Raw genomic sequence first — 24,372 nt, 5'->3', positions numbered from 1 at the left:
ATGGCATTGACCATTTTGAAGAATTATCAGGATGAAGACAAGAAGACTTCTGTCAATAGGAAAAGGAAGAAGGCTGGCTGGAGTGACGAGTATCTAACTAATTTGATAAACACCTTTATTAAAGCGTTTTAACTCATGCGTTTTCCCTGTTTGACGAAGAGTTATTGTTGATTCACTTTCGTGGTCCAATTAAATGACAAGAGTGATTTAATTGGATAACGAGTGTGATTTAAATGAACCACGGTAGTGGTTTGATAATAAACTTAAAGTTTTTACATGAAATATATTCACTATCAAAACGTTAACGACTAATGGCTATACTTTACGATTGGTATGAGAATCCCGGTGAGTCCGATGATTCGGAAGAGAAAGGTTTGCATCCCCGCATTTTTTTGAATGGTAAGGTGGGAACGGATAAACTGTGCCGGATGATTCACGGACGCAGTTCGCTTTCTGTAGGTGATGTAAAAAATGCGTTCGAGATGCTTGCCCAAATTTGTGGTGAAGAACTACGTGAAGGACGCGAGGTACATATCGAGGGGCTAGGCTATTTTGAGGAGCACGCAAAAGGTGACCCGCAGTACTAAAAACAAATGGTCGAAGATGGAACTGAAAACAATCGGTTTCCGTCCGGATGCCCGCCTGCGGGGTGAATTAGTAGGTGTCAAAGCCAGCCGGAGTAAGTATGCGCACCATTCGGAATCTTTGTCGGCAGTGGAGATAGATATGCGGCTGAAGGAATATTTCGCCGATCATGACGTAATGCTTCGTTATGATTTTCAGGAAGTATGCTGCATGACACGGACTACGGCGAATCGTCATCTCCGGCGATTGCTGGAAGAAGGTAAATTGCGAAATATCGGCAAACGTATGCAGCCGATTTATGTGGCTGCAGCGGGTTATTACGGGGTATCTCGTGATGTGCTCCGGCGGTAAATGGAAACGATTTGAGTAAGCGTCGATTTGAAGTGTGTCGGTGAAAATGGTGAAAGCGTGATAGAAGGGCTTTTGCATGGTCGCTTTCACCCGCTTTCCTGCTCTGGATGGAGGTTTCGGGAAGAAGGTGAAAGTGGTGAAAGATGTAGTCTTATAGATGATTTACTTTCATTATTTGATTGAATAGTAAGGCTTTTTTAGTTATCTGTTAAATTGATAATATATCTGCTTAGAGGGGATTATTTAATAGCATCGAACTTCAGTGTCCCGTTTACGTCGATAATTTTCAAAGTACGGTTACCCTTTATTCCCATATCAATGAAATTGACCTTGTATAAACCATTTCCCAATGCAGTTACTGATGTTACTTTAGATATGTCGCTTGGTCCGTCTTGCATACCTGTTCGGAAGTTCCATATCGCATATCCTTCGCCGTCATACTCGTAGTTATCTTTCAGCTGCTTTTGCAATTTGGCTGTACAATGCTTTTTTACTGCCGGAACATAATTCTTTGTTCCAAAAACGTAGCTTGCGTAGAAATCTTTGATGAACTGAATGGTTTTGGTATTGTCCACTTTAGGTGATTGTAGAATAATGGCAGTCCCATTGGCGAGAACAGCCTCATTGTCGAGACAACAAGCTTGAATTTGTATGGGTTGTAGGGCAAATCCTAGATGAATGATATATAAAAATAAAATCTTTTTCATATTCGTATATTATGTATTTTGAAAGTCTTATGTAGATTTAGCGACCTATTGCAAAGATAGCGTTAATTACGAAAAATGAACGAAGTATGTGAGAAAAAGATAATAATATCATATCAAAAGATGAAATGAATTGTTCAAAGCCATTTTGATAAGAGAGGGGGATGAATGTTATAATTAGGGATGAATAGGGGATATTTCGTTTATCTATACATTGCAGGGCAGCCGGATAGTAGCCTCATTGATTGTACTATTCTATTAAATGATATAGATTTAATGTGTATCTTTGTAGGAAATGCAAAATAAAATATGGAATCAAAATAAATAAAATCAGATAATTATGAAAAACATTTTCCTTCCCAAAGTAATGATGTGCATAATTGCACTGTTTACTTTAATTTTACCAGCTTCTGCACAAAATACAAATGCGACAGATGAGTACAAAGAAACGTTGAAAAAGATTATGGTACTTTCCGGCGCTTCGGCTACTACGGATGACTTCTTCCAAAAAATCACATCTGTGATGAAATTAAATGCGCCGGAAAAGGATGAGGCTTATTGGAATGAGTTTTCTAAAAACTGGAAAGAGAAAATAGAAAGTAAGGTGTTTGAAATGTATATGCCTGTTTATGAGAAGCATTTAACTTTGGAAGAATTAAAAGCTGTTGCTGCATTTTATGAATCTCCCGTAGGTAAGAAATATAAAGAGGCTTCATTGATTGTTATGCGTGAGACAATGCCGTTGTTAGTGAAGCAACTCCAGACAGAGACATTCAAAGTGGTTAGATCAGAGAAAAGTGAACGAGCAAAAAGAGGTGAACAGCGGTTGAAAGAATATGAGCAAAAGCAGAAGCGTGATAAAGAATTATATGCACAAGCCTATATGCTTCCAAGCGATAGTATAGTTATAGTTCCTGAAGAGGTGTATGAGAAAGCGTATGAGAATGGGAGGTCTACAACTCCTTCTTTATATTCGATTGAAAGGAGAAAGAATGATACTAAAGTGACATTCATACAACCTATTTATTGGGATTGGCAATGGTTGTATTATAGTCCGGGATTTAAGATTATCGATAAGAAAAGTGGCGATGAGTATAATGTGCGGGGATATGATGGTGGAGCTCCGATGGGTAGGCTGTTGGCTGTCAAAGGATTTAATCATAAATATATTTATATCAGTCTTCTATTCCCGAAACTGAAGAAGAGTGTGAAAGAAATAGATATTCTTGAGTTGCCGCACAAAAAAGATAAAGAACAGTTGCCTTCTAATGATGATGGAAAGTCTAAATCATATTTTAATATAAAGGTGAAAGATTATCAGGTCGTTTCCGATAAGAAAAATAAGAAGATCTATTATTAGTTCAAATGATTATTAGAATTTGAAATGACAATAGCAGGTATTGAACATGAGTGTGAACTTTTTTTTGATATAAACTTATTCCGTATGAGAAATCGAATTATGATTTTATGCACGTTTTGTGCTATTGCTATATTTTCTTCTGCCCAAGAGAAATTCTCTATCCGAGGTATTGCTGATGAGGAATTGAATAATCAATTGTTGTATTTATGCCTGATGGGAGATGGAGAGCAAGCTAAAGAAGTCGTTTTGGACAGTACAACAGTGGAAAAAGGTAAGTTCTCTTTTTCTGGTGTACATCAGATGCCGGATATTGCAATCATCAAGGATATGGATGGAGAAACCTATCCGTTGATTTTCGAAAAAGGAGAAATATCAGTAAATATTGCTGCGAATAGGAGAGGGGGAACGCCTTTAAATGATTCATTGAATATAGCTTTAAATCGTATGCAGCTAATAATGGATAATATGTTGAAAACATCGAATGATATTTATAAGTTAATGCTTGGGATGAAACCGGAAGTATTTTCGGATAAGATGAGGAATGATACTGTATTTAAAGCGGAATTTGATCGGAATAATAAACTATTTCTTGCACAAATGGATTCAGTATCACATTGTATAAAGGATTATAAGAATAGTATAGTGGGTGTATATCTTTTCTCCGTTGGAGGTATGATGATGCCTTTTGATGATATGAAGATTCTGATGAAAGAAGCTTCGCCTCTGTTTTCACAAAATAATTTGGTGAGAAATATTGTGGAAAAGAAGAACCAAGCAGAGCTCCGAATGAAGGCGGAACTTGAAAATAAAATGACTCCGGAACAGCGTGAAGAACAAAAGAAACGGCAGGAGATGGATGCCAAGATAAAGATTGGCGAACGTTTCCCGGATGCTAAAGTGAAAGACAATGCTGGCAACATGAAGCTCTTGTCTGATTATGTGGGTAAGGGAAAATATGTCTTGATTGACTTTTGGGCTTCATGGTGCGGACCTTGCCGGCATGAAATGCCCAATGTGAAAGCTGCCTATGAAAAATATGCTTCTAAGGGATTTGAGGTGATTAGCATATCCACAGATCGGAAACTGAAACCTTGGAGGGCTGCTATTGAAGAACTTGGAATGAATTGGGTACAATTGTTGGATGTGGATGCTTCTGATATATATGGTATCTATGCTATACCCAGAACTTTCCTTGTAGATCCTACGGGAATTGTTATAGACAAAAATTTAAGGGGTGAAAAACTGGAGGAAGCTTTATCGAAGTTGTTTGAATAATCGTTGCTTTGTTTTTATTGTATGGGTGAATTGATAGTTGAGAACTATATAATAGGATAACAACTATCAATTCACCAATGACTTTTATTAAATCAGAAGCCCGTCCAATAACTCTAAATAAAGTCCGATAGCTTCTTCTATCTCTTTCAGCATGATATATTCTTCTGCCGTGTGTGAACGTGACGAACGGCCCGGACCAATTTTTACCGATGGGAAGGACATTAAGGCTTGGTCGGACAATGTTGGAGAACCAAAAGGAACGCGTCCTAACTTCATAGCTTTCTGTACAAATGGGTGTTTCTCGTCAATTCGTGAAGAATTGAGACGGAATGAACGAGCTTGGGCTTCACAGGAAATATGCTTTTTGATTTCAGCAAACAATTCTTCATTCGTGTAAAGTTCGTTACTCCGGACATCAACGATGAAAGTACATTTGTCGGGAATCACATTGTGTTGTGTACCGGCATTGATAACAGTGACACTCATCTTCACGGGACCCAACAAGGGTGATTCTTTCTCAAAACGATAGTCACGGAACCAAGCTATGTCGTCTAATACCTTGTAAATTGCATTGTCTCCTTCATTACGCGCTGCGTGTCCTGCTTTACCTGTTGCGGTAACATCTAGTACCATTAATCCCTTCTCGGCAATGGCGGGTTGCATCTCTGTAGGTTCACCTACTATGGCGAACGCAACAGGAGGGAGCCCCTGTAATACACTCTCAATGCCATCCTTGCCTGAAACTTCTTCTTCACAAGAGGCCAGATAAATCAGATTATACTTCTGCGAAGTGCGACATAGTTGCAGGAACACCTGTAATAACGAAACAACGCTGGCACCGGCATCGTTACTTCCTAATCCATATAACTTACCGTTTTCTTCACGTGGAGTGAACGGATCTTTCCGCCAACCGTTAACAGGTTTCACTGTGTCTATGTGGGAGTTAAGTAAAATAGTAGGCTTCTTCAAATCAAACATAGGACTAAAGCACCACACATTATTTCCTTTACGTCCCGTCTGCATACCTGCCATTTCAATATAGTTTTGCAGGAAATCCGCAGCTTGGGTTTCTTCCCGGCTGATTGAAGGAATACTAATCAGTGATTTAAGCAGGCTTACAGCCTCTGTTGTCATATATGGAATATCATATTTCATAGTGCAAATCTTTTATCTATATCTTAATCTTTGCACAAAGATAGTCGTTTTGAGCAATAGTTTCAAATAAAACTAATACCTTTGTACCATATTTACTAATACAAAGAGTATGACTTATCATCATTTATCTGTCCTGGTCCATCGTCAGGCCGAAAAATATGGCGACAAGGTAGCCTTAAAATACCGTGACTATGAGACAGCTCAATGGATTCCTATTTCATGGAAGCAGTTCTCCGGAACAGTACGGCAAGCAGCTAATGCTTTCGTGGCATTGGGAGTGGAAGAACAAGAGAATATCGGTATATTTTCACAGAATAAACCCGAATGGTTCTATGTAGACTTTGGTGCATTTGCCAACCGGGCGGTTACCATTCCGTTTTATGCAACGAGTTCACCTGCGCAGGCGCAATATATCATTAATGATGCGCAGATTCGTTTTCTTTTTGTCGGTGAGCAATACCAGTATGATGCCGCTTTCAGCATCTTTGGTTTCTGTTCTTCTTTGCAACAACTGATAATCTTTGACCGTTCGGTGGTAAAAGACCCTCGTGACGTATCATCTATCTATTTTGATGAATTTATGGCGACGGGAGAGGGATTGCCTCATAATGATACGGTAGAAGAACGTACGGAGCGGGCTTCTTATGATGACTTGGCAAATATTCTCTATACTTCCGGCACAACGGGGGAACCGAAAGGGGTTATGCTTCATCATTCTTGTTATCTGGAACAGTTTCATACACATGATGACCGTTTGACGACGATGTCGGATAAGGATGTATCGATGAACTTCCTTCCATTAACACACGTGTTTGAGAAAGCATGGTGTTATCTCTGTATTCATAAAGGAGTGCAGATTTGTATCAATCTCCGTCCGGCAGATATACAAACAACCATTAAGGAAATTCGCCCGACACTGATGTGCAGTGTTCCCCGTTTTTGGGAGAAGGTGTATGCAGGGGTACAGGAAAAAATAAACGAAACTACAGGGTTGAAGAAGGCACTGATGCTGGATGCTATCCGGGTAGGTAGAATCCATAATCTGGATTATCTGCGTCTGGGAAAGACTCCTCCGGTGATGAATCAACTGAAATATAAGTTTTACGAAAAGACTATCTATTCTTTGCTGAAAAAAACAATCGGTATTGAGAATGGTAACTTTTTCCCGACTGCCGGTGCTGCCGTTCCCGATGAGATTAATGAATTCGTTCATTCGGTAGGAATCAATATGGTGGTAGGATATGGACTGACGGAATCTACGGCTACTGTATCTTGTACACTGCCGGTTGGCTATGATATCGGTTCGGTAGGTGTTGTACTGCCGGGGATTGAAGTGAAAATCGGTGAAGACAATGAAATCCTGCTTCGGGGTAAGACGATCACAAAAGGCTATTACAAAAAAGCGGAAGCCACAGCTGCCGCTATTGAGCCGGATGGCTGGTTCCATACAGGTGATGCCGGTTACTTTAAAAATGGACAGCTTTTCCTGACGGAACGTATTAAAGATTTATTCAAAACATCAAACGGCAAATACGTCGCTCCGCAAGCTTTGGAAACGAAGTTGGTCATTGACCGTTATATCGACCAGATTGCCATTATCGCCGATCAACGTAAGTTTGTCTCGGCTCTGATTGTTCCTGTATATGGATTTGTGAAAGAGTATGCCAAAGAAAAGGGTATTGAATATAAGGATATGACGGAACTGTTGCAGCATCCGAAGATTGTAGGATTGTTCCGTGCGCGGATCGATACACTTCAGCAGCAATTTGCGCACTATGAACAAATCAAACGTTTCACTTTACTGCCTGAGCCATTCAGCATGGAACGTGGAGAATTGACTAATACACTGAAACTGAAACGGGCGGTGGTTGCCAAGAATTATAGTGAGCAGATAGAGAAGATGTACGAAGAAAGTGAGAAATAGGCGATAAGCGGTTTATCGTTAAAAATGAAACGATAAACCGTAAATAATAAATCGGAAACAATAAAGAGTGTATTGGAGCTCTCTTTAAAAGTATTACCCCTGTTACAGTTCAATTTGTAACAGGGGTAAACTTTGTGTTTAGGGGGGCTTTGACACCTGCTAATTATTTATGGCCGGCTCGTTTCTTTTTAGTATCCGAAAATCTGTTCTTGGGTCAATTCTTCAATAGGACCTACAGCTTTCAATTTATCCAGCTCCAAATCTTTCTTATCTCCCAGGATGCAATAAACATACGTACGTCCTTTTACCCATTGCTTTTGGAAATCGACAATATCTTTTAGCGACATGTTCTGTATGTCGTTGTAGAGCTTGATGCGCGGGTCTACGTTTTGCCCTAAATCTTGTGCATTGATATAACTCCAGATAATGTCACCTTTGATGATACGTTCGGTGCGCAGACGGTTGGTTAATCCGTCTTTAGCCAGTTTGAAAGCAGCTTCGGATTCCGGCATATTATTGATGATGTCATTAAATGTAGTGACGGCATCAATCATTTTGTCGTTTTGCGTGGCAATCTGTGTACGTAGTACATAGGGATACTTCAAGTAGCTCGGCGGCATTATGCTAGCCCAGGCGGAATAAGCCAATCCACGTGTTTCACGCATTTCCTGGAAGACGATAGAGTTCATGCCCCCTCCGAAGTATTCATCATATAATGCGCGGATAGGTTCAATGGCAGGATCATACTTCTTATCGAGATTGGATATCTGTGCCATGTATATTTGCTTGGCGTCATAAGGAGCTACTAGAACTTTAGTAACGGGAGTTTCGAGATAAGAATACTCGTTTCCGGCAGGAATATCCTTCAGGGCTGCCGGAACCTGATGATATTGGTTGATGGTAGCCAGTAAATCTTTGCTGCTGCTTGGGCCGTAGTATAAAATACGGTGCTTGTAGCTGTTCTGATTGTGAATTCGGTCTACCAGTTCCTGTGGATTCATATTTGTCAGTTCCGCCTCCGTCAGTAGATTGGTGGCAGGGGATTTGGGACCGTACATGGCAAAGCTCATCAAACGGGAGAAGTTCTGTCCCTGATTCAGTTTGGCGTCCGAACGGGCTTTCAGTATATCGCTGGTCATATTAGTATAGGCTTCCTTATTAACCTGCGCATCTGCCAGTAGCTTTTCGAATAATTGTACGGCAGCAGGCATATTCTCATTCAGTCCGGAAAGTACGACATACGTGCGTTCGTTACCCGGAGAAACATAGAAAGTACAAGCCAGGCGATAGAATTCACTTTTCAGTTCTTCCGGTGTCATGTCCGAAGTACCGAGATATTCGAGATAATCGAATGCTGTTCCCAAAGCTTTGTCATGGTTGTTTCCCATATCAAAGACATAAATCAATTGGAACAGGTCATTGGCTACATTCTGCTTGTAAAGAATCGGAATATCCGATTTTGCCTTTAATTGGCTCATATCCTTTTGATAGTCGAGGAACACAGGCTCAATCGGTTTAACTGCGCTTTCCTGTACCTCCACAAGGAACGGACTGGCTACATCACGATTGGTTATGATAGGAGTAATCTCCGGTTTCGTCATCTTCTTTTCGTTCGGGTCTTTTCCTTGCTTTTTGTAGATAACGGCATAATTATCTTCTTTCAGGTATTTGTTGGCGAACGCTACGATGTCTTCTTTGGTCAGTTTGGCCATGCGGTCGATGGCAGTAACTTCATTTTTCCAGTCTGTGCCGTTAATAAATGAGTTGACAAACATATCGGCACGTCCTTCGTTGCTTTCCATGTTTTGTAGTTCACCGAGCTTGAAGTTGTTGATATTGGCTTCCAGCATTTTCTCGTCGAACTCTCCGGCACGGAGCTTTTTGATTTCGCTGAGTAGCAAGTCTTTCACTTCTTCCAGTGTTTGTCCTTGTTTAGGAAGTCCTCCTAGCAGCAATGCAGAGTAATCTGCCAGTCCCATCGGGTAACCGTAACTATTCAAGACCTTCTGTTGCTGGTTCAGGTCAAGGTCGATAAGTCCTGCCTTTCCATTGTATAATACTTGCGAAACGACTTGCAGGATTTCAAAATCCTTGTCGGATACACCGGGGAATCTCCAAGCCAATGCGACGCTTTCGGCATCCGGACCTAACACCTCTTTTTCAACAGGTTGCGTGATTGGCGCCTCTTTCGGAAGGTCCAGTTTCGGGAGTTCCGGATTGGGTTTCAATCCACCAAAATATTTATCGATTAATGCAATTGTTGCATCCGGGTCTAAATCGCCAGACATACAGATTGCCATATTGTTGGGCACATACCATTGTTTATAGTAGTTCTTGATATTCGTGATAGAAGGATTCTTTAGGTTCTCCTGTGTACCTAACACAGTCTGCGTTCCATAAGGATGCTTGGGAAAAAGAGAAGAAAAAATAGCTTCCTGTACTTTGCTGTTGTCACGGGTGAGTGACATGTTTTTCTCTTCATATACAGCTTCCAATTCAGTATGGAAACCACGAATTACATTGTTTTCAAAACGATCTGCCTGAATCTTCGCCCAGTTTTCTATCTGGTTGGAAGGAATGTCTTCCTGATAGACCGTCTGGTCATACCAGGTATAAGCATTGCTGCCGGTAGATCCGATGGCTGCCATTAATTTGTCATATTCATTAGGGATAGCATACTTGGAAGCTTCGTAAGAAAGGCTGTCGATGGTGTGGTAGATCGCCTTACGCTCCGCTTCATCCGTAGTCTTACGATAAATTTCGAACTGTTGTTCGATTGCATCCAGCAGAGGCTTTTCGGTCGCGTAGTCTTTTGTGCCAAACTTGTCGGTGCCTTTAAACATGAGATGTTCGAAATAATGGGCAAGTCCCGTCGTTTCTGCCGGGTCATTCTTCCCGCCCACTCTTACTGCGATAAATGTTTGTATGCGCGGAGTTTCCTTGTTTACGGTGAGGTAAACCTTTAGTCCGTTGTCCAGTGTGTAAATGCGGGCTTTTAGCGGGTCATTGGGCACTGTTTCGTAGCTATACTTCTTTTGTGAGCTACAGCTGCAAATCACTAATGCCAGGAAGAGTGACAAGCAAGAAAGTTTCAATCGTTTGTTCATAATATGACAACATTTTAATAACAAAAACAAAGGTAGCAGAATTTTGCTTATCTTTGTCCCCGATATCTGAAATTTGTAAATAATAAAATTGTAAATCAAATGATTACTATTGAACAACTTAAAGACGTGAAAGAGCGCACTGATGCGCTGAGGAGGTATCTTTGACATCGACGGGAAGAAAATTCAAGTCGAAGAAGAGCAATTAAGAACACAAGCTCCGGGATTCTGGGATGACCAGAAGAGAGCCGAAGCTCAAATGAAACTGGTGAAAGACCTGCAAAAGTGGATTGAGGGTTACAACGAACTCAAAACGCTGGCAGACGAACTCGAACTGGCATTTGATTTCTATAAAGAAGAACTGGTGACTGAGGAAGATGTAGATGCTGCTTATGCAAAAGCCAGTGAGGCGGTAGAGGCACTCGAACTCAAAAATATGCTTCGTGATGAAGCCGACCAGATGGATTGTGTGCTGAAAATCAATTCAGGTGCCGGTGGTACGGAAAGTCAGGACTGGGCTTCCATGTTGATGCGTATGTATCTGCGTTATGCCGAGACGAATGGTTATAAAGCTACCATTGCCAACCTTCAGGAAGGTGACGAAGCCGGAATCAAAACCTGTACTATCAATATCGAAGGTGACTTTGCTTATGGTTATTTGAAAGGAGAGAACGGTGTGCACCGTTTGGTTCGTGTTTCTCCCTACAATGCGCAGGGTAAACGTATGACCTCTTTTGCTTCTGTGTTTGTTACTCCGTTGGTAGATGACAGTATTGAAGTTAATATTTTGCCTGCCAATATCTCTTGGGATACGTTCCGAAGCGGTGGTGCCGGTGGACAGAATGTGAATAAGGTGGAGTCCGGTGTCCGTTTGCGTTATCAGTATAAAGACCCTTATACCGGTGAGGAAGAAGAAATCCTGATCGAGAATACCGAAACCCGTGACCAACCGAAGAATCGTGAGAATGCAATGCGTCAGTTACGTTCTATCTTATATGATAAGGAATTGCAGCACCGTATGGCAGAACAGGCGAAGGTGGAAGCCGGTAAGAAGAAAATCGAATGGGGTTCTCAAATCCGAAGCTACGTATTTGATGACCGTCGTGTGAAAGACCACCGTACCAACTATCAAACCTCGGATGTGAACGGCGTGATGGATGGCAAAATAGATGGTTTTATCAAAGCTTATTTGATGGAGTTTTCTTCACAAGAATCATAAAAAATAAAATTAGCAAGAATTATTTTTGGAAAGTTAATAGATTTGTACTTACTTTGTTAGCGTTGAACTTTAAAGCTAACTATTATGGGTAAGGTGAAGAAAAAAGTAGCAATTAGTAAGAAAGAAGAAGAACAAGCCCAGAAGGTTGTCAAAATAGTGTTCGTCTCATTTATTATTTTGGCATTGATTATGCTGATCGCATTTTCCTTTTTCGGCTGATAAGTTCGCCACAAATTATACGGTTAACCCAGATTGTTTGGTTATTGATAGGATAAATATCAAATCCGATCTGTGTTAATCTGCGTAATTTGTGGCGAACTCTTTGTTTTGTAATGCATTTGTGTTCTCTGTAATATAAATGTAACTTTTCTGTCATTTTCCCGTAGTTAATTTGTCATCTCCGTGTATCCTCACAGTTGTACTTTTGCCGTGAATTTAGTAGCAGACAACTGAAATGAGTAGAATCAGAACAACCGTCGTTATGCTTTTGCTGGCGACAATGGCCTTTGGACAGGCAAAAGAAGATGCAGGGGATGGTAAGATGCTGGATAAACAGACCATGGAGTTTAAGGATTATCTGCCGGAGATTCACGGAACAATCCGGGGAAAGTACGAATACCAGACAGAAACAAGTGAAAGCCGTTTTGAAGTACGTAATGCACGCTTCAGTGTTTCGGGAAATGTGCATCCGATAGTTGCTTATAAAGCGGAAATCGACCTTTCCGATGAAGGCTCTATCAAGATGCTTGATGCGTATGCACGTGTTTTTCCGGTGAAAGACCTGAATTTTACGATCGGTCAGATGCGCGTTCCTTTCACGATAGATGCTCACCGCTCACCACATCAGCAGTATTTTGCCAACCGTTCATTCATTGCCAAGCAAGTAGGAAATGTGCGTGATGTCGGTTTGACGGCTGGTTATACGAATAAAAAAGGTATCCCATTTATTCTTGAAGGGGGATTGTTTAACGGCTCCGGTCTGACAAATCAGAAAGAATGGCATAAAACGCTGAATTACTCCATAAAAGCGCAGTTATTGCCCAATAAGAACTGGAATCTGACACTTAGCACCCAAATGATAAAACCGGAAAATGTGCGGATTAATATGTACGATGCCGGTATCTATTATCAGAATGACCGTTTTCATATTGAGGCGGAATATTTATATAAAATGTACGGTCACGAAGCATTTAAAGATGTTCATGCAGTGAATAGTTTTATTAATTACGATTTACCATTAAAGAAAGTGTTCAATAAAATCTCTTTCCTGGTTCGCTATGATATGATGACCGATCATAGTGATGGCAAGATGGATGAAACGACAGAAGCTCTGATTATAAATGATTATGCCCGACATCGTGTGACAGGCGGAATCACACTAAGTCTTTCCAAAGCTTTCATTGCTGACCTCCGACTGAACTTCGAGAAATATTTCTATAAGAACTCCGGTGTTCCAAAAGAATCGGAACGGGACAAAATCGTGATTGAGTTTATGACGAGATTCTGAAATAAATTGAGACTTGAAAATTGAGAATTAAGAATTGTAGTTTTCTGATACATGATGTGAGGTATCAAACTATCATTTTTTAATTCTCAATTTTCAATTTTTAATTTATCTTTGTGCCATGGCACAGGAAATAGAACGTAAATTTTTAGTTATCGGTGAATTCAAGTCTTCGGCTTTTGCGCAGAGTCATATTGTGCAGGGGTATATCAGTAGTGCTCGCGGGCGTACTGTCCGGGTTCGTATTCGGGATGAAAAAGGTTATCTGACAATAAAGGGAGCTTCTAATGCTTCCGGTACCAGTCGTTATGAATGGGAAAAGGAGCTGGCCTTATCAGAAGCAGAAGAATTGATGAGGCTTTGCGAACCGGGGATTATTGACAAGACCCGTTATTTGGTACGTAGTGGCAAACATGTATTTGAAGTCGACGAGTTTTATGGTGAGAATGAAGGACTTATTGTGGCAGAAGTAGAGTTGGAATCGGAAGATGAGGCTTTTGTAAAACCCGACTTTATTGGTGAGGAGGTAACGGGCGACATACGCTACTATAATTCACAGCTAATGAAAAAACCGTATAAAACGTGGTGAGCGTTAACAAATAAACCGTATATTTGTTCTTATATAAAAAAGAGAGCAGTGTATGGATATGGAACAGTTGTACAGCTATGTGCCGCGTGAATTGGTTACTTTTGTTTTAGTAACCTTGTTTTCTTTATTAATTGGACTTTCGCAACGTCGAATCAGTCTGAAGCGTGAGGGGGAGACTACTCTTTTCGGAACTGACCGCACTTTTACTTTTATTGGTATACTGGGTTACTTGCTTTATATCTTAGACCCTACGGATATGCGTCTGTTTATGGGAGGTGGAGCGGTATTGGGATTGCTGTTGGGATTAAACTATTATGTAAAGCAATCACAATTTCATGTTTTTGGTGTAACTACCATCATTATTGCCCTGATTACTTATTGTATGGCTCCTATCGTAGCTACCCAACCTTCCTGGTTTTATGTCATGGTAGTTGTGACTGTGCTCCTGCTGACTGAACTCAAACATACTTTTACGGAATTTGCGCAACGAATGAAGAATGATGAAATGATTACGTTGGCAAAGTTCCTAGCTATCAGTGGTATTATCTTGCCGATGCTTCCACATAAGAATCTGATTCCGGATATTAATCTTACTCCTTATTCTATCTGGTTGGCAACGGTAGTAGTATCCGGCATTTCCTATCTCTCTTATCTATTAAAGAGATATGTATTCCATGAATCCGGAACGTTAGTTTCCGGTATTATTGGTGGATTATACAGCAGTACGGCTACGATCTCGGTACTTGCCCGTAAAAGCCGAAAAGCATCAGAGCTGGAAGCGACTGATTATGTTGCTGCCATGTTGCTGGCTGTTAGCATGATGTTTCTGCGATTTATGATACTGATACTTATTTTCAGTAGAGAAATCTTCCTGTCTATTTATCCGTATCTGTTGACTATGGCGGTGGTGGCGGCTATTGTTGCTTGGTTTATCCATTCCCGACAAAAACGACCGGAAGACCAGCCTGCTGAAACAGAAGAGGATGATAGTAGCAACCCGTTGGAATTTAAAGTTGCTTTGATTTTTGCCGTACTCTTTGTGATATTTACTTTCTTAACTCACTATACGTTAGTGTATGCGGGCACAGGCGGATTAAATCTCTTGTCTTTTGTTTCCGGTTTTAGTGATATAACTCCTTTCATCTTAAACTTGTTGCAAAATACAGGTAGTGTGGCTGCATTGATAATTACTGCTTGTAGTATGCAGGCTATCATTAGTAATATAATGGTAAATATGTTCTATGCTCTATTCTTTGCAGGAAAGGGGAGTAAACTTCGTCCTTGGATTTTGGGAGGATTCGGTGTGGTAATTACTTGTAATCTCGTTTTGTTGCTGTTCTTTTATATTTAAGAAAAGCGAGCAATTGATCGTTTTTCATTAATCCAATTCAAGTAATTTACTATTTTGTCGAATATAATCGATAAAATAGAGGTGTTTTTATCGACTATACTCGATAAAGTGAAATGGATAAAAAATGAAGAGTAAATTTCATTAAAAAGGAAACTTACTCTTCATTTAAATTCAAAGTGAGATATTTGTTGAATATCTTTAAGTAGTGGTATGACTTGTTACCATTTCCAGTTGTCTTTACTCTTTTCTACCTCTTTTTCTATGTCTGAAGGAAGATTAGGGAAAAAATCAATATCCGTATTAGCTTCTAACTCGTCTATAGTAACCTCATATTTAGAAAAGGGTTCTTTACTATTATAAGATTTATGCTCAAACCAATACCCTATGGCAGAATATTTTCCATCTTTAAGGGATAACAGTGCCATAAAATAGTATTTGGGAACGGCTATATTATGAGAGCCATCAGATATATATTTTAGTATCTGGTCATCCCTAATTGTTCCCCCTTTTACTACATATAATGTATCTTTTGAATTAGTAATGCTATAGCCTTTACTTTGAACTTGTCTTTCTAAATTTAGCCAAATACCTCCGTTGAATCCATCTTGAATTTGTGGACTCATATTTGACATGTAGAATGTTTTTTTGTTGGCTGCTACTGAATATTGTCTGTCTTCGGAAGCTATTAAATGTCCTCTACTGTAGTTAGAACCAGAAAAAGCTTTTTCTCCAAGTCTGTATGCTGGAGGTAATGAAAGATCTTCTGTAAAGTTCTCATTTCTTCCTGCATCTTGGTCAGAAGTGGCGGTGCTAAAAGTGCATGCGACCCAACGAGAATGCATTTTGTTACAATCATACTCATAGCTATAAGTAATAATCTCTTTGTTATTCTCTTTAGTAGTGTGTGTGATGAACTTATACATATCTCCAGAACGCAAAGCTGGAATTTCAATCCTCCCTGCATATCCTGAAGGCTTTTCCGGGTCTGGATCTGGATCAGGATTAGAACCATTGCCTGCTAATTGTTTGAGTGTAAACTCTGCTTTTTCTTTCCCTGCTATGATTGTAATAATGACACTTCGTTCAGTTCCGGTATTTGCTTTCATATATCCACTGATAGAGCCATTTCCATTGCCGGATGTTCTACTCAATGTACACCAAGTCTCACTACTTGAAGCCTGCCATGTGCCATCAGCTTTTACACGAATGATAAATCCGCCTCCATTTGCATTGATTTGCGTTTGGTCAATAGAGGCAATTCCTTGATTGGTATTGCCCGGATTGTCCGGAAGTTCTGGAGAATCCTGTTCACTACATGAGATTACAGTGCTACAAGTTATGAACAGGATGAATAGTTTAAATAATGCTTTTGTCATTTCACTTCTTTAATTAGATAAATAATAGTAGGCAAGTGATCGCTATACCCATTTAGCCATACACCACCTGCTTGCGTCCGTTTAGGATAACCTTTGTATTTCCCTTCTTTTTGGAACATAAAATCACGGCGGAAGATTTCATGTTTATAGAATTTCAGTGTACTGCGATCAGTGCCCAATAAATTCCCGGTGAATACGATTTGATCGAACAAATTCCATTTGCCTTTGTACATCAGAGTTCCGTATCCTTTTTTCAAAGTATCCCACCAAGGATTGTACAAATCTGTAGGTCCTACATCAGCAGGCTTACGTTTAGCTCCAAGTGCTACGGCCATACTTTTATCCATCGGGTCGTCATTCATATCCCCCATGATAACAATTTTGGCTGCGGAGTCTTCCCTTAACAGTGAGTCTTTGATCGCTCTAACCTGCTCCCCTGCGCGTTCACGCGCCGGAGAAGCAGCTGCTCTCGAAGGCCAGTGATTGACGATAAAGTGCATTTTCTCACCTGCGATATTACCGCTGGCAATCAGGAAACCACGTGTCTTATGCACCGTATCATTGATATATACATAAGGTACGAGTTTACTATTTGTCAGTTCAAACAATTTGGGATTATAGAAGAAAGCACAGTCCACACCACGTTGGTCTGCTCCTTCGTAGTGAACATATTGGTACCCTCTGTCCGCTAAAGCAGGTTGTTTCAGTATGTCCTCCAATACTCTGTAATTTTCGATTTCAGAAACGCCGATAATGGCGGGACCCATTGGTAACTTGTCGGTACTTAACATACTTAATATTTCCGACATGTTTTTCAGCTTAGCCTTATACTTCATCGTATTCCACTGATTAGTACCGTTAGGAAGATACTCGTAGTCATTCTTACCTTCATCATGAATGGTGTCAAACAAATTCTCCATATTGTAGAACGCTACACTGTAGAGGGCAAATTTCTTTTCTTGTCCGTAGGCCATGAGGACAAAAAGAGCGAGTACACCTAAAGTCATTAAGCTTTTTTTCATCTTTAAAATTGATTTTAAAAGTGGGTAATTTGTCATTTGTATGACAAATATCTAAAAAGAAAACGGAAAAACCACCCTTGCTAGTTACTTTTTTTGCAAAAAACATTGTTATATATAAAATTCTTTGTTATTTTGCGTAACAACATATTTCTTTTATGTTGCAAAATGAAAGACCAATTAACATTAATATAAATTAAATTATGAAACAACGACTAGGGTTAGCGATCGTGCTATTTTGCTTAATGCCAGCACTTTTTGCGCAGCAAAAGGCAAAGCAAAACGCCCGTGAGGACAATGCTTCTTTCATGTTTACAGAATCACAATTGAATGAGGATGATGATGCAGCACAGAGCACATCTGCATTGGTCACTTCTAACAATGATGTTTATCTGTCAAATGTAGGTTATCTGTTTAGCCCAATGAGATTTCGTGTAAGGGGATATGATTCCCAGTACAGTGACATGTATATCAATGGGGTACAGTTTAATGATGCAGAAACAGGACGTTTCAGCTACGGATTAATAGGAGGATTGAACGATGCTACCCGTAATAAGGAAGGGATCGGTCCTTTTGAATTTAACAACTTTACTTTTGGCGCGATAGGAGGTGCCACCAATATCAATTTACGTGCCAGCCAATATGCGGCCGGCTCAAAACTAACACTGTCAGGTAGTAACCGCAACTACATTTTGCGTGGAATGTATACTTATTCTACAGGTCTGATGAACAATGGTTGGGCATTTACCGGATCATTGGGTTATCGCTGGGGTAATGAGGGAAATATTGAAGGAATCAAATATAATTCTTTTTCTTACTTTCTCGGTGCGGAGAAAGTATTCAACGAACGCCATAGTCTCTCTTTGGCAACTTGGGGAACACCGACAGAGAGAGGACAGCAAATGGCGGCAACCGAAGAAGCTTATTATTTAGCGAACAGTCATTATTATAATCCGAACTGGGGATATCAGAATGGAGAAAAACGAAATGCACGTATTGTACGTCAGTTCGAACCATCGGCTATTGCTTCATGGAATTTCACCATTGATGATAATAAGAAGTTAGTGACAAGTGCCGGATTCAAATATTCCAACTATGGGAAAAGTGCTCTAGGCTGGAATGGTAATGCGGCCGATCCACGCCCGGATTATTATAAAAAGTTGCCTAGCTCAATCTTTGATGTATGGGAATCTGTTCCTACTGCCGATGAATTGCAGCAGTTTAATGAAGTTACAGATAATTGGAAAAATAATAAAGCTTATCGTCAGTTAGATTGGGATGCTCTTTATTTTGCCAATAAACAGGCGAATGCATTAGGTAAAGAGACACTTTATTATGTAGAAGAACGTCATGATGATCAGTTGGCTTTCAACCTTAGTTCGGTATTCAATCATCAATGGAATGAACACAACAGCTACATTGCGGGAGTTGCCGTGAATACAACCAAAGGTATGCATTATAAAAAAATGAAGGATTTGCTGGGCGGACAGCTTTATACTGACGTCGACAAATTTGCAGTGCGCGATCATGGAGCTAGTTCCAGTATGGTGCAAAATGATCTTGATAATCCTAACCGCCGTATTGGTGAAGGTGATAAATTTGGTTATGATTATAACATCTATGTGAATAAGCAGAGTGCATGGGTGCGTTATCAGGGTAACAATGGCGGGTCATTAAACTATTTTGCTTCCGGTAAGATAGGATCTACACAGATGTTCCGCGATGGATTGATGAGAAACGGACGTGCTCCGTTGAAATCACTTGGTAGCAGCGGTACGGCTAAATTCCTTGAAGGAGGTATAAAAGCCGGTTTGAATTGGGCTATCAATGGTAACCATTCTTTCACGTTGAATGCCGGATATGAAGAACGTGCACCGTTGGCCTATAACTCTTTTATTGCTCCACGTATTAAGAATGACTTTGTGAGAGACTTGAAAACAGAGCGTATCATTGGTGGTGATTTGACTTATAACTTCAACACTCCATGGGTGATGGGACGTTTGACTGGTTATTACACTCGCTTCCAGAATCAGGTAGAAATGGATGCTTTTTATAATGATAGCGAAGCACGTTTCACTTATCTTTCTATGAATGGCATTGAAAAGGAACATTGGGGAATAGAAGCAGCGGCTACCTTTAAGTTGACAAGTGAACTTTCATTGACGGCTATCGGTACTTGGAGTGAAGCTAAATACACCAATAATCCGGATGCTGTATTGACATATGAAAGTGAGAATGAGTCAAACCTCGATCGTGTTTATGCTAAAGGTATGCGTGCTAATGGTACTCCGCTTTCTGCTTATAGCCTTGCTTTGGATTATAACGTAAAAGGTTGGTTCTTCAATTTGACCGGAAACTATTATGATCGTGTATATATCGATTTCTCAAGCTATCGTCGTCTTGGCAGCGTATTGGATAAAAATGGTGCCGGCGTAGATGCTAATGGAAATCCGGTTCTCCATGTACCAGGTCAGGAGAAACTGGATGGTGGATTTATGTTGGATGCTTCCATCGGAAAATACATTCGTTTACGTAATGGAAAGAGCATTAGCCTTAATTTGAGTTTGACTAATATCTTGAACAATACAGATTTGCGTACAGGCGGTTTCGAACAAAACCGTGATGATAATTACAAAGACGGTGACGCACGTGTTTACAAGTTTTCTAAGAACTCTAAGTATTTCTACGCATTCCCGTTCAACGCTTTCTTGAACATTGGTTATAGATTTTAAGAATGTGTAGTTATCAATCCAAAACAATAAGAAAGGAAGAAACAATTATGAAGAAATTACTATCTATATTATGTACCGGATTGCTGCTATGTGGCGCAGGTCTCACTTCCTGTGAGAACTATGATGATCCGGTGACGGGAAATGCTTATGGCAATAATTCAATCCCGGAAGGACGCACCATTTCAATAGCTGCGCTGAAAGAGAAATACAATGATTTCATCGATACGAGTACTGATACGTATACTACTATTGAGGATGAAACACGTATTGAAGGTGTAATAATTGGAGATGATGAAAGTGGGAACATCTACAAACAGCTTGTCGTTGGTGATGAAACAGGTGCTATTATTGTAGGAGTTAATAATTCCGGATTATATGCCTTTTGTCCGGTAGGTCAAAAAGTCGTAATTGACTGTAAGGGATTGCAAATCGGTAGTTACCGTAAGCTTGCACAAATCGGTTCAATTTATGAAGGTAAAGTGGGACGTATGCCCGAATATGTATGGAAACAGCATGTACGTTTGATTAATGAACCGAAGTTGTTTTATGATGAATTAAGACCTTTAGAAATCTCTACGGCTGCAGAATTGACCGCTGTGGATATGAAGCAGGCGCCATTGCTTGTTACATTAAAAAATGTAAGTTTTCCGGATGCAAATGGTACTACAACTTATGCAGCAGAGGAAGATGTAGCCAATCCAAATCTTTCTTTTGTAGAACGCAATATCAACTATGCTGATGGTACTAAGTCTGCGGCTGTGGCACATACCAGTATCTATGCTAACTTCTCAAAAGATGTTCTTCCGCAAGGTACTTTAAATGTGACAGGTATACTGACCCGATATAACAATGCTTGGCAATTGATTATTCGTACTGGCAGTGATGTAAAACGCAATAAATAATTCAAATAACAATATACAATTATGAAAAAGATTCTAAATGCTTTATTCTTGACACTGCTTGCAGTGTTCACATTTAGTTCATGTAGTGATGTACCGGCTCCTTATGATATATTGGGAGAGGGTGATGTTCCGGGGCTGACGGGTGATGGTTCTAAAGATAATCCATATACTGTATCAGATTTAAAGGCTAAGGCCGATGGTACTACTGTAGCTTGGGTACAAGCATATATTGTAGCAGGTATTAAGTCTTCTACCGATATGTCCATAAGTTCTGAAAATGATGTTGTTTTTGGAACACAACCCACAGGTGTGAAAGCTACTGCATTTCTGATTGCAGATGACCGTGGAGAAAGCGATTATAAGAATTGTTCAGCGGTTAATTTAAGTGGTAAAACTGCTGGCTGCTCTGAAGTTAAGGCAGCTTTAAATTTGGTTGATAATGCAACAACTCCTCTTCCTCGTTTAGTGACTTTGAAAGGAACCTTAGTGAAAAATACATGGGGATTACCGGGATTGAAAGAAGTTACAACTGCGATATTGGAAGATGGCACTATTATTGGTGAAGGGGGAGATGAGCCTACGCCTCCGGTTGGCGGAGTTACATTCTTTGAAGAATCATTTGCTTCAGATAAAGGTACATTTACTATTGAAGATAAAACACGTCCTACTAAAGTAAGCGAAATCTGGAAATGGGAGTCTTATACACCGGAGACTGGCGGAACTGCCAGCAAATATATGAAAGCTAGTGCTTATATCTCTGCAACAGAAAAAGAAGCATCAGAAAGCTGGTTGATATCTCCTGTTGTAAATCTGACAAAAGCGACCAAAGCTTCATTGACATTTGAACATGCTCATAAATTCTGTGGTGATCCTGCAAAAGAGTTGACTATATGGGTGAAGGAAAGTACTGCTTCTGATTGGACTCAAGCTACTATACCAACTTATGGAACTAATCAGGATTGGAAATTTGTTTCTTCTGGTAATATTGACCTTGCTAGCTATGTTGGTAAAAATATTCAATTTGCTTTCAAATATATAAGTACTACTTCTAATGTAGGTACATGGGAAGTGAAGAATGTGAAGATTGTTGGAGAAGGTGAAGGTGGTGAAACTCCTGAACCTCCTGTTGAGGAACTGAAATATTTACAGAAAAGTTTGGTGCTAAGATTATAGGAAAAGATGAAGAAAGACCAGCTATAAGTGCTTATCAGGGTTGGGATAATTCGAATTTGACTTTTGCAGCAACGAGTGGAGATATACGTGCTATTGCTCATAAGACTCCTGAAGTTTCTTCAGATGCACCTATGGTGAATCATGCTTGGTTTCCTAAAAATAGTGAGGTGAATTTCTCAATTTCTAATATAAAAGCTTCTGGTTATAGTAAGTTCATTGTTGCTTATGAAGTAGCGTCTAATGTGTATAATGCAGGTGAAACTGCAGATTTGAGTGCTATCAAAGTTGTTTTGAATGACAAGGAAGTAGTGGCAGCAAGTAAGGTTGTGAGCGCAGCAAATAAAGAAGCTAATATTTTCTATTCTATGCAAGTGGAAGTGGAGGTTGCAGGTACTGATGCTTCTACGTTAAAGTTTGTTGCTGATGTAGCTGATAACACTGTAGGTTTCCGTCTTTATAACATTAGATTATATGGTGTGGAAGGAGGTACTGCCCCGGAACCATCAGGTGAATTATTGAAGAATGGTAGTTTTGAAGTTTGGAATGATACTAAGCCAGAAGGTTGGGGGAGAGAATCTGCAACTAATGCTACCTATAGTAAATATACAGAAAGCGCGCAAGATGGTACGATGTCGGTGTTAATATCTAATACCTCAACGAGTAATAAACGTTTAGGTAGTGATGATATAAAATTAAGTGTTGGAAATTACACACTTTCTGTATATGCAAAGAATGCTGTAGCAGGTGCTACTGCTAATATGAAAGTTGGTTATGTGCTAATAAAGGAAGACGGTACGGTGGATAGTGGCAAATATAATTATGTTAGTGGAACGACTGCAATTGCTTTAACTGATGAATGGACTAAATATGAATATTCAATTGAGTTGGAAGCAGAGCAAACTGTTTCTATTGTATTTATGAGTTCGGGTAGTAAGTCTGTTGCGGCTAAAGATATGTTGATTGATAATGCATCTTTGGTTGTAAAAAAATAATTGGTATTCCTCAAAAATAGAATCTAAAACTGGCTCAAATAATGTTTGGGTCAGTTTTAGTTCTTTTTTAATATTTGATATTGTATGAGATATAATACTTTGCTTTGGCTGGGCTTATTATGTATAAGCTTTTGCGCTTGTGATAAAGATGAAAATAACAACTCCAATAATTTCGCCACCGGCATCGTAGAACTCCCAGCCTTACGCAATGGTGCAAACGATGTGTTTGTAACACACTACACCACATTCAATGGGCAGAAAGTAACTTCTTTCAGTATGGAATACGATAAGAGTAAGAAACATTCCCGTTGGATTGCCTTTCGATTTGACAATCAAACAAAGCAACAAAATGTATCACGTAGTGATGAGCCTTTTGATGCAGATCCTGCTATCGGTTCACAATACCAACGTGTGCAAGCAGATTTTGGGAAACAAGGTTATGATAGAGGGCATCTTTGTGCTTCTGCCGACAGACTTTATTCGCGTGAGGTAAATGAACAGACTTTTTATTACACTAATATGAGTCCTCAACGAAATAAATTTAATACAGGTATTTGGTTGACTTTGGAGGGACAGGTGCAATCATGGGGACGTAGCTGCACATCTTCAGATACCTTATATGTGGTAAAAGGAGGAACGATTGATAAGGAAGATCAGATCAGAGGATATATTAGTAACGACCGTAGCAAGCCCATTCCTAGATATTATTATATGGCTTTGTTGTTTAAAAAAGGAGATTCATTCAAAGCGATCGCTTTTTGGATGGAGCATACCGACTCTCCGAAATCAACAAAGTTAGTTGACTATGCATTATCAATAGACGAACTGGAGGAAAAGACAGGAATCGATTTCTTCCCGAGTCTGAATGATAATTTAGAAAATGCGCTTGAGGCTACGTATTCAACAAAAGCGTGGCCGGGATTGGAATAAGATCACCACGTTAATAATAACAGACTCTTTGTCAAGGCGGGGTATACTTCGGGATATTCCTAAAATAATAAAATTTAAGGCAACTAATTCATTGCGAGTTAGTTGCCTTTTTTGTATCTTTAAGCAT

Annotated in this window: 18 protein-coding genes and 1 pseudogene; 14 read left to right on the top strand and 5 right to left on the bottom strand. The window is 39.8% G+C overall.

Annotated elements, in window-relative coordinates:
- Window positions 1-311 precede the first annotated feature (311 nt).
- Window positions 312-936, top strand: a pseudogene (locus LPH68_RS21610) (HU family DNA-binding protein).
- 239 nt (window positions 937-1,175) lie between these two features.
- Here the strand turns inward: LPH68_RS21610 and LPH68_RS21605 are convergent.
- Window positions 1,176-1,643, bottom strand: coding sequence for a hypothetical protein (locus tag LPH68_RS21605; protein WP_004324461.1), 468 nt, complete (start codon window positions 1,641-1,643; stop codon window positions 1,176-1,178).
- 337 nt (window positions 1,644-1,980) lie between these two features.
- Here LPH68_RS21605 and LPH68_RS21600 point away from each other — a divergent pair, with 337 nt between their 5' ends.
- Together LPH68_RS21600 and LPH68_RS21595 are read left to right on the top strand one after the other, a co-directional pair.
- Window positions 1,981-3,000, top strand: a complete 1,020-nt coding sequence (locus tag LPH68_RS21600; protein ID WP_149941786.1) for a DUF2059 domain-containing protein — start codon at window positions 1,981-1,983, stop codon at window positions 2,998-3,000.
- 84 nt (window positions 3,001-3,084) lie between these two features.
- Window positions 3,085-4,275, top strand: coding sequence for a TlpA disulfide reductase family protein (locus LPH68_RS21595; RefSeq protein WP_229097375.1), 1,191 nt, complete (start codon window positions 3,085-3,087; stop codon window positions 4,273-4,275).
- 87 nt (window positions 4,276-4,362) lie between these two features.
- Here LPH68_RS21595 and LPH68_RS21590 read toward each other — a convergent pair whose 3' ends face one another.
- Window positions 4,363-5,430: a M20 family metallo-hydrolase gene (locus LPH68_RS21590; protein ID WP_117610646.1), complete on the bottom strand. Its 1,068-nt coding sequence runs from the start codon at window positions 5,428-5,430 to the stop codon at window positions 4,363-4,365.
- A 109-nt stretch (window positions 5,431-5,539) separates the two neighbouring features.
- Here LPH68_RS21590 and LPH68_RS21585 point away from each other — a divergent pair, with 109 nt between their 5' ends.
- Window positions 5,540-7,354: a long-chain fatty acid--CoA ligase gene (locus tag LPH68_RS21585; RefSeq protein ID WP_004305211.1), complete on the top strand. Its 1,815-nt coding sequence runs from the start codon at window positions 5,540-5,542 to the stop codon at window positions 7,352-7,354.
- Window positions 7,355-7,542: 188 nt separating this feature from the next.
- Here the strand turns inward: LPH68_RS21585 and LPH68_RS21580 are convergent, their stop codons facing one another.
- On the bottom strand, window positions 7,543-10,461 hold the full coding sequence (locus LPH68_RS21580; protein ID WP_181985774.1) for a pitrilysin family protein: 2,919 nt from the start codon (window positions 10,459-10,461) through the stop codon (window positions 7,543-7,545).
- Between the two features lie 99 nt (window positions 10,462-10,560).
- Between LPH68_RS21580 and prfB the strand changes: the two genes are divergently transcribed.
- The 5 genes from prfB to LPH68_RS21560 all read left to right on the top strand — a co-directional run bounded on the left by prfB (window position 10,561) and on the right by LPH68_RS21560 (window position 15,121).
- Window positions 10,561-11,677 (top strand): peptide chain release factor 2 gene (gene prfB / locus LPH68_RS21575; RefSeq protein ID WP_143256892.1). Its coding sequence is split into 2 segments (ribosomal slippage): window positions 10,561-10,623 and window positions 10,625-11,677, totalling 1,116 coding nucleotides; the frame shifts between segments, so codons are not numbered across the junction.
- Window positions 11,678-11,761: 84 nt separating this feature from the next.
- On the top strand, window positions 11,762-11,896 hold the full coding sequence (locus tag LPH68_RS26660) for a hypothetical protein (protein WP_255679505.1): 135 nt from the start codon (window positions 11,762-11,764) through the stop codon (window positions 11,894-11,896).
- 235 nt (window positions 11,897-12,131) lie between these two features.
- Window positions 12,132-13,184, top strand: coding sequence for a porin (locus LPH68_RS21570; protein WP_117610644.1), 1,053 nt, complete (start codon window positions 12,132-12,134; stop codon window positions 13,182-13,184).
- 118 nt (window positions 13,185-13,302) lie between these two features.
- Window positions 13,303-13,770 carry a CYTH domain-containing protein gene (locus LPH68_RS21565; RefSeq protein ID WP_004305204.1) on the top strand — a complete coding sequence of 156 codons (468 nt, stop codon included), beginning with the start codon at window positions 13,303-13,305 and terminating at the stop codon, window positions 13,768-13,770.
- Window positions 13,771-13,828: 58 nt separating this feature from the next.
- Entirely contained in the window at window positions 13,829-15,121 is a 1,293-nt protein-coding gene (locus tag LPH68_RS21560) for a DUF4010 domain-containing protein (RefSeq protein ID WP_117610654.1), read from the top strand.
- Window positions 15,122-15,339: 218 nt separating this feature from the next.
- Here LPH68_RS21560 and LPH68_RS21555 read toward each other — a convergent pair whose 3' ends face one another.
- Together LPH68_RS21555 and LPH68_RS21550 are read right to left on the bottom strand one after the other, a co-directional pair.
- A complete protein-coding gene (locus LPH68_RS21555) occupies window positions 15,340-16,497 on the bottom strand; it encodes a DNA/RNA non-specific endonuclease (protein ID WP_117610643.1) in 1,158 nt (385 codons plus the stop codon).
- Window positions 16,494-17,519 carry an endonuclease gene (locus LPH68_RS21550; RefSeq protein ID WP_004305199.1) on the bottom strand — a complete coding sequence of 342 codons (1,026 nt, stop codon included), beginning with the start codon at window positions 17,517-17,519 and terminating at the stop codon, window positions 16,494-16,496. Before LPH68_RS21550 ends, LPH68_RS21555 begins: the two co-directional genes overlap by 4 nt.
- Before the next feature lie 200 nt (window positions 17,520-17,719).
- Here LPH68_RS21550 and LPH68_RS21545 point away from each other — a divergent pair, with 200 nt between their 5' ends.
- From LPH68_RS21545 to LPH68_RS21525, 5 genes are all read left to right on the top strand, one after another.
- Window positions 17,720-20,248, top strand: coding sequence for a TonB-dependent receptor (locus tag LPH68_RS21545; protein WP_008024272.1), 2,529 nt, complete (start codon window positions 17,720-17,722; stop codon window positions 20,246-20,248).
- Window positions 20,249-20,295: 47 nt separating this feature from the next.
- Window positions 20,296-21,150: a DUF5689 domain-containing protein gene (locus tag LPH68_RS21540; RefSeq protein ID WP_004305195.1), complete on the top strand. Its 855-nt coding sequence runs from the start codon at window positions 20,296-20,298 to the stop codon at window positions 21,148-21,150.
- A 21-nt stretch (window positions 21,151-21,171) separates the two neighbouring features.
- A complete protein-coding gene (locus LPH68_RS21535; protein ID WP_230297129.1) occupies window positions 21,172-22,323 on the top strand; it encodes a choice-of-anchor J domain-containing protein in 1,152 nt (383 codons plus the stop codon).
- 56 nt (window positions 22,324-22,379) lie between these two features.
- Window positions 22,380-23,315, top strand: a complete 936-nt coding sequence (locus tag LPH68_RS21530) for a carbohydrate binding domain-containing protein (protein ID WP_230297128.1) — start codon at window positions 22,380-22,382, stop codon at window positions 23,313-23,315.
- A gap of 84 nt (window positions 23,316-23,399) precedes the next feature.
- Window positions 23,400-24,245 carry a DNA/RNA non-specific endonuclease gene (locus LPH68_RS21525; RefSeq protein WP_004305190.1) on the top strand — a complete coding sequence of 282 codons (846 nt, stop codon included), beginning with the start codon at window positions 23,400-23,402 and terminating at the stop codon, window positions 24,243-24,245.
- Window positions 24,246-24,372: the final 127 nt, after the last annotated feature.

Origin of the sequence: Bacteroides sp. 1_1_30 (assembly GCF_020982715.1) — a bacterium.
GTDB classification, from domain to species: domain Bacteria; phylum Bacteroidota; class Bacteroidia; order Bacteroidales; family Bacteroidaceae; genus Bacteroides; species Bacteroides xylanisolvens.
This window is presented reverse-complemented; position numbering and strand designations above follow the sequence as displayed.

Coding starts and splice junctions, on each gene's coding strand:
- LPH68_RS21600 (WP_149941786.1), top strand. CDS start 1,981: ATGAAAAACATTTTCCTTCCCAAAGTAATGATGTGCATAATTGCACTG.
- LPH68_RS21605 (WP_004324461.1), bottom strand. CDS start 1,643: ATGAAAAAGATTTTATTTTTATATATCATTCATCTAGGATTTGCCCTA.
- LPH68_RS21595 (WP_229097375.1), top strand. CDS start 3,085: ATGAGAAATCGAATTATGATTTTATGCACGTTTTGTGCTATTGCTATA.
- LPH68_RS21580 (WP_181985774.1), bottom strand. CDS start 10,461: ATGAACAAACGATTGAAACTTTCTTGCTTGTCACTCTTCCTGGCATTA.
- LPH68_RS21550 (WP_004305199.1), bottom strand. CDS start 17,519: ATGAAAAAAAGCTTAATGACTTTAGGTGTACTCGCTCTTTTTGTCCTC.
- LPH68_RS21535 (WP_230297129.1), top strand. CDS start 21,172: ATGAAAAAGATTCTAAATGCTTTATTCTTGACACTGCTTGCAGTGTTC.
- LPH68_RS21565 (WP_004305204.1), top strand. CDS start 13,303: ATGGCACAGGAAATAGAACGTAAATTTTTAGTTATCGGTGAATTCAAG.
- LPH68_RS21540 (WP_004305195.1), top strand. CDS start 20,296: ATGAAGAAATTACTATCTATATTATGTACCGGATTGCTGCTATGTGGC.
- LPH68_RS21545 (WP_008024272.1), top strand. CDS start 17,720: ATGAAACAACGACTAGGGTTAGCGATCGTGCTATTTTGCTTAATGCCA.
- LPH68_RS21590 (WP_117610646.1), bottom strand. CDS start 5,430: ATGAAATATGATATTCCATATATGACAACAGAGGCTGTAAGCCTGCTT.
- LPH68_RS26660 (WP_255679505.1), top strand. CDS start 11,762: ATGGGTAAGGTGAAGAAAAAAGTAGCAATTAGTAAGAAAGAAGAAGAA.
- LPH68_RS21570 (WP_117610644.1), top strand. CDS start 12,132: ATGAGTAGAATCAGAACAACCGTCGTTATGCTTTTGCTGGCGACAATG.
- LPH68_RS21585 (WP_004305211.1), top strand. CDS start 5,540: ATGACTTATCATCATTTATCTGTCCTGGTCCATCGTCAGGCCGAAAAA.
- LPH68_RS21525 (WP_004305190.1), top strand. CDS start 23,400: ATGAGATATAATACTTTGCTTTGGCTGGGCTTATTATGTATAAGCTTT.
- LPH68_RS21555 (WP_117610643.1), bottom strand. CDS start 16,497: ATGACAAAAGCATTATTTAAACTATTCATCCTGTTCATAACTTGTAGC.
- LPH68_RS21560 (WP_117610654.1), top strand. CDS start 13,829: ATGGAACAGTTGTACAGCTATGTGCCGCGTGAATTGGTTACTTTTGTT.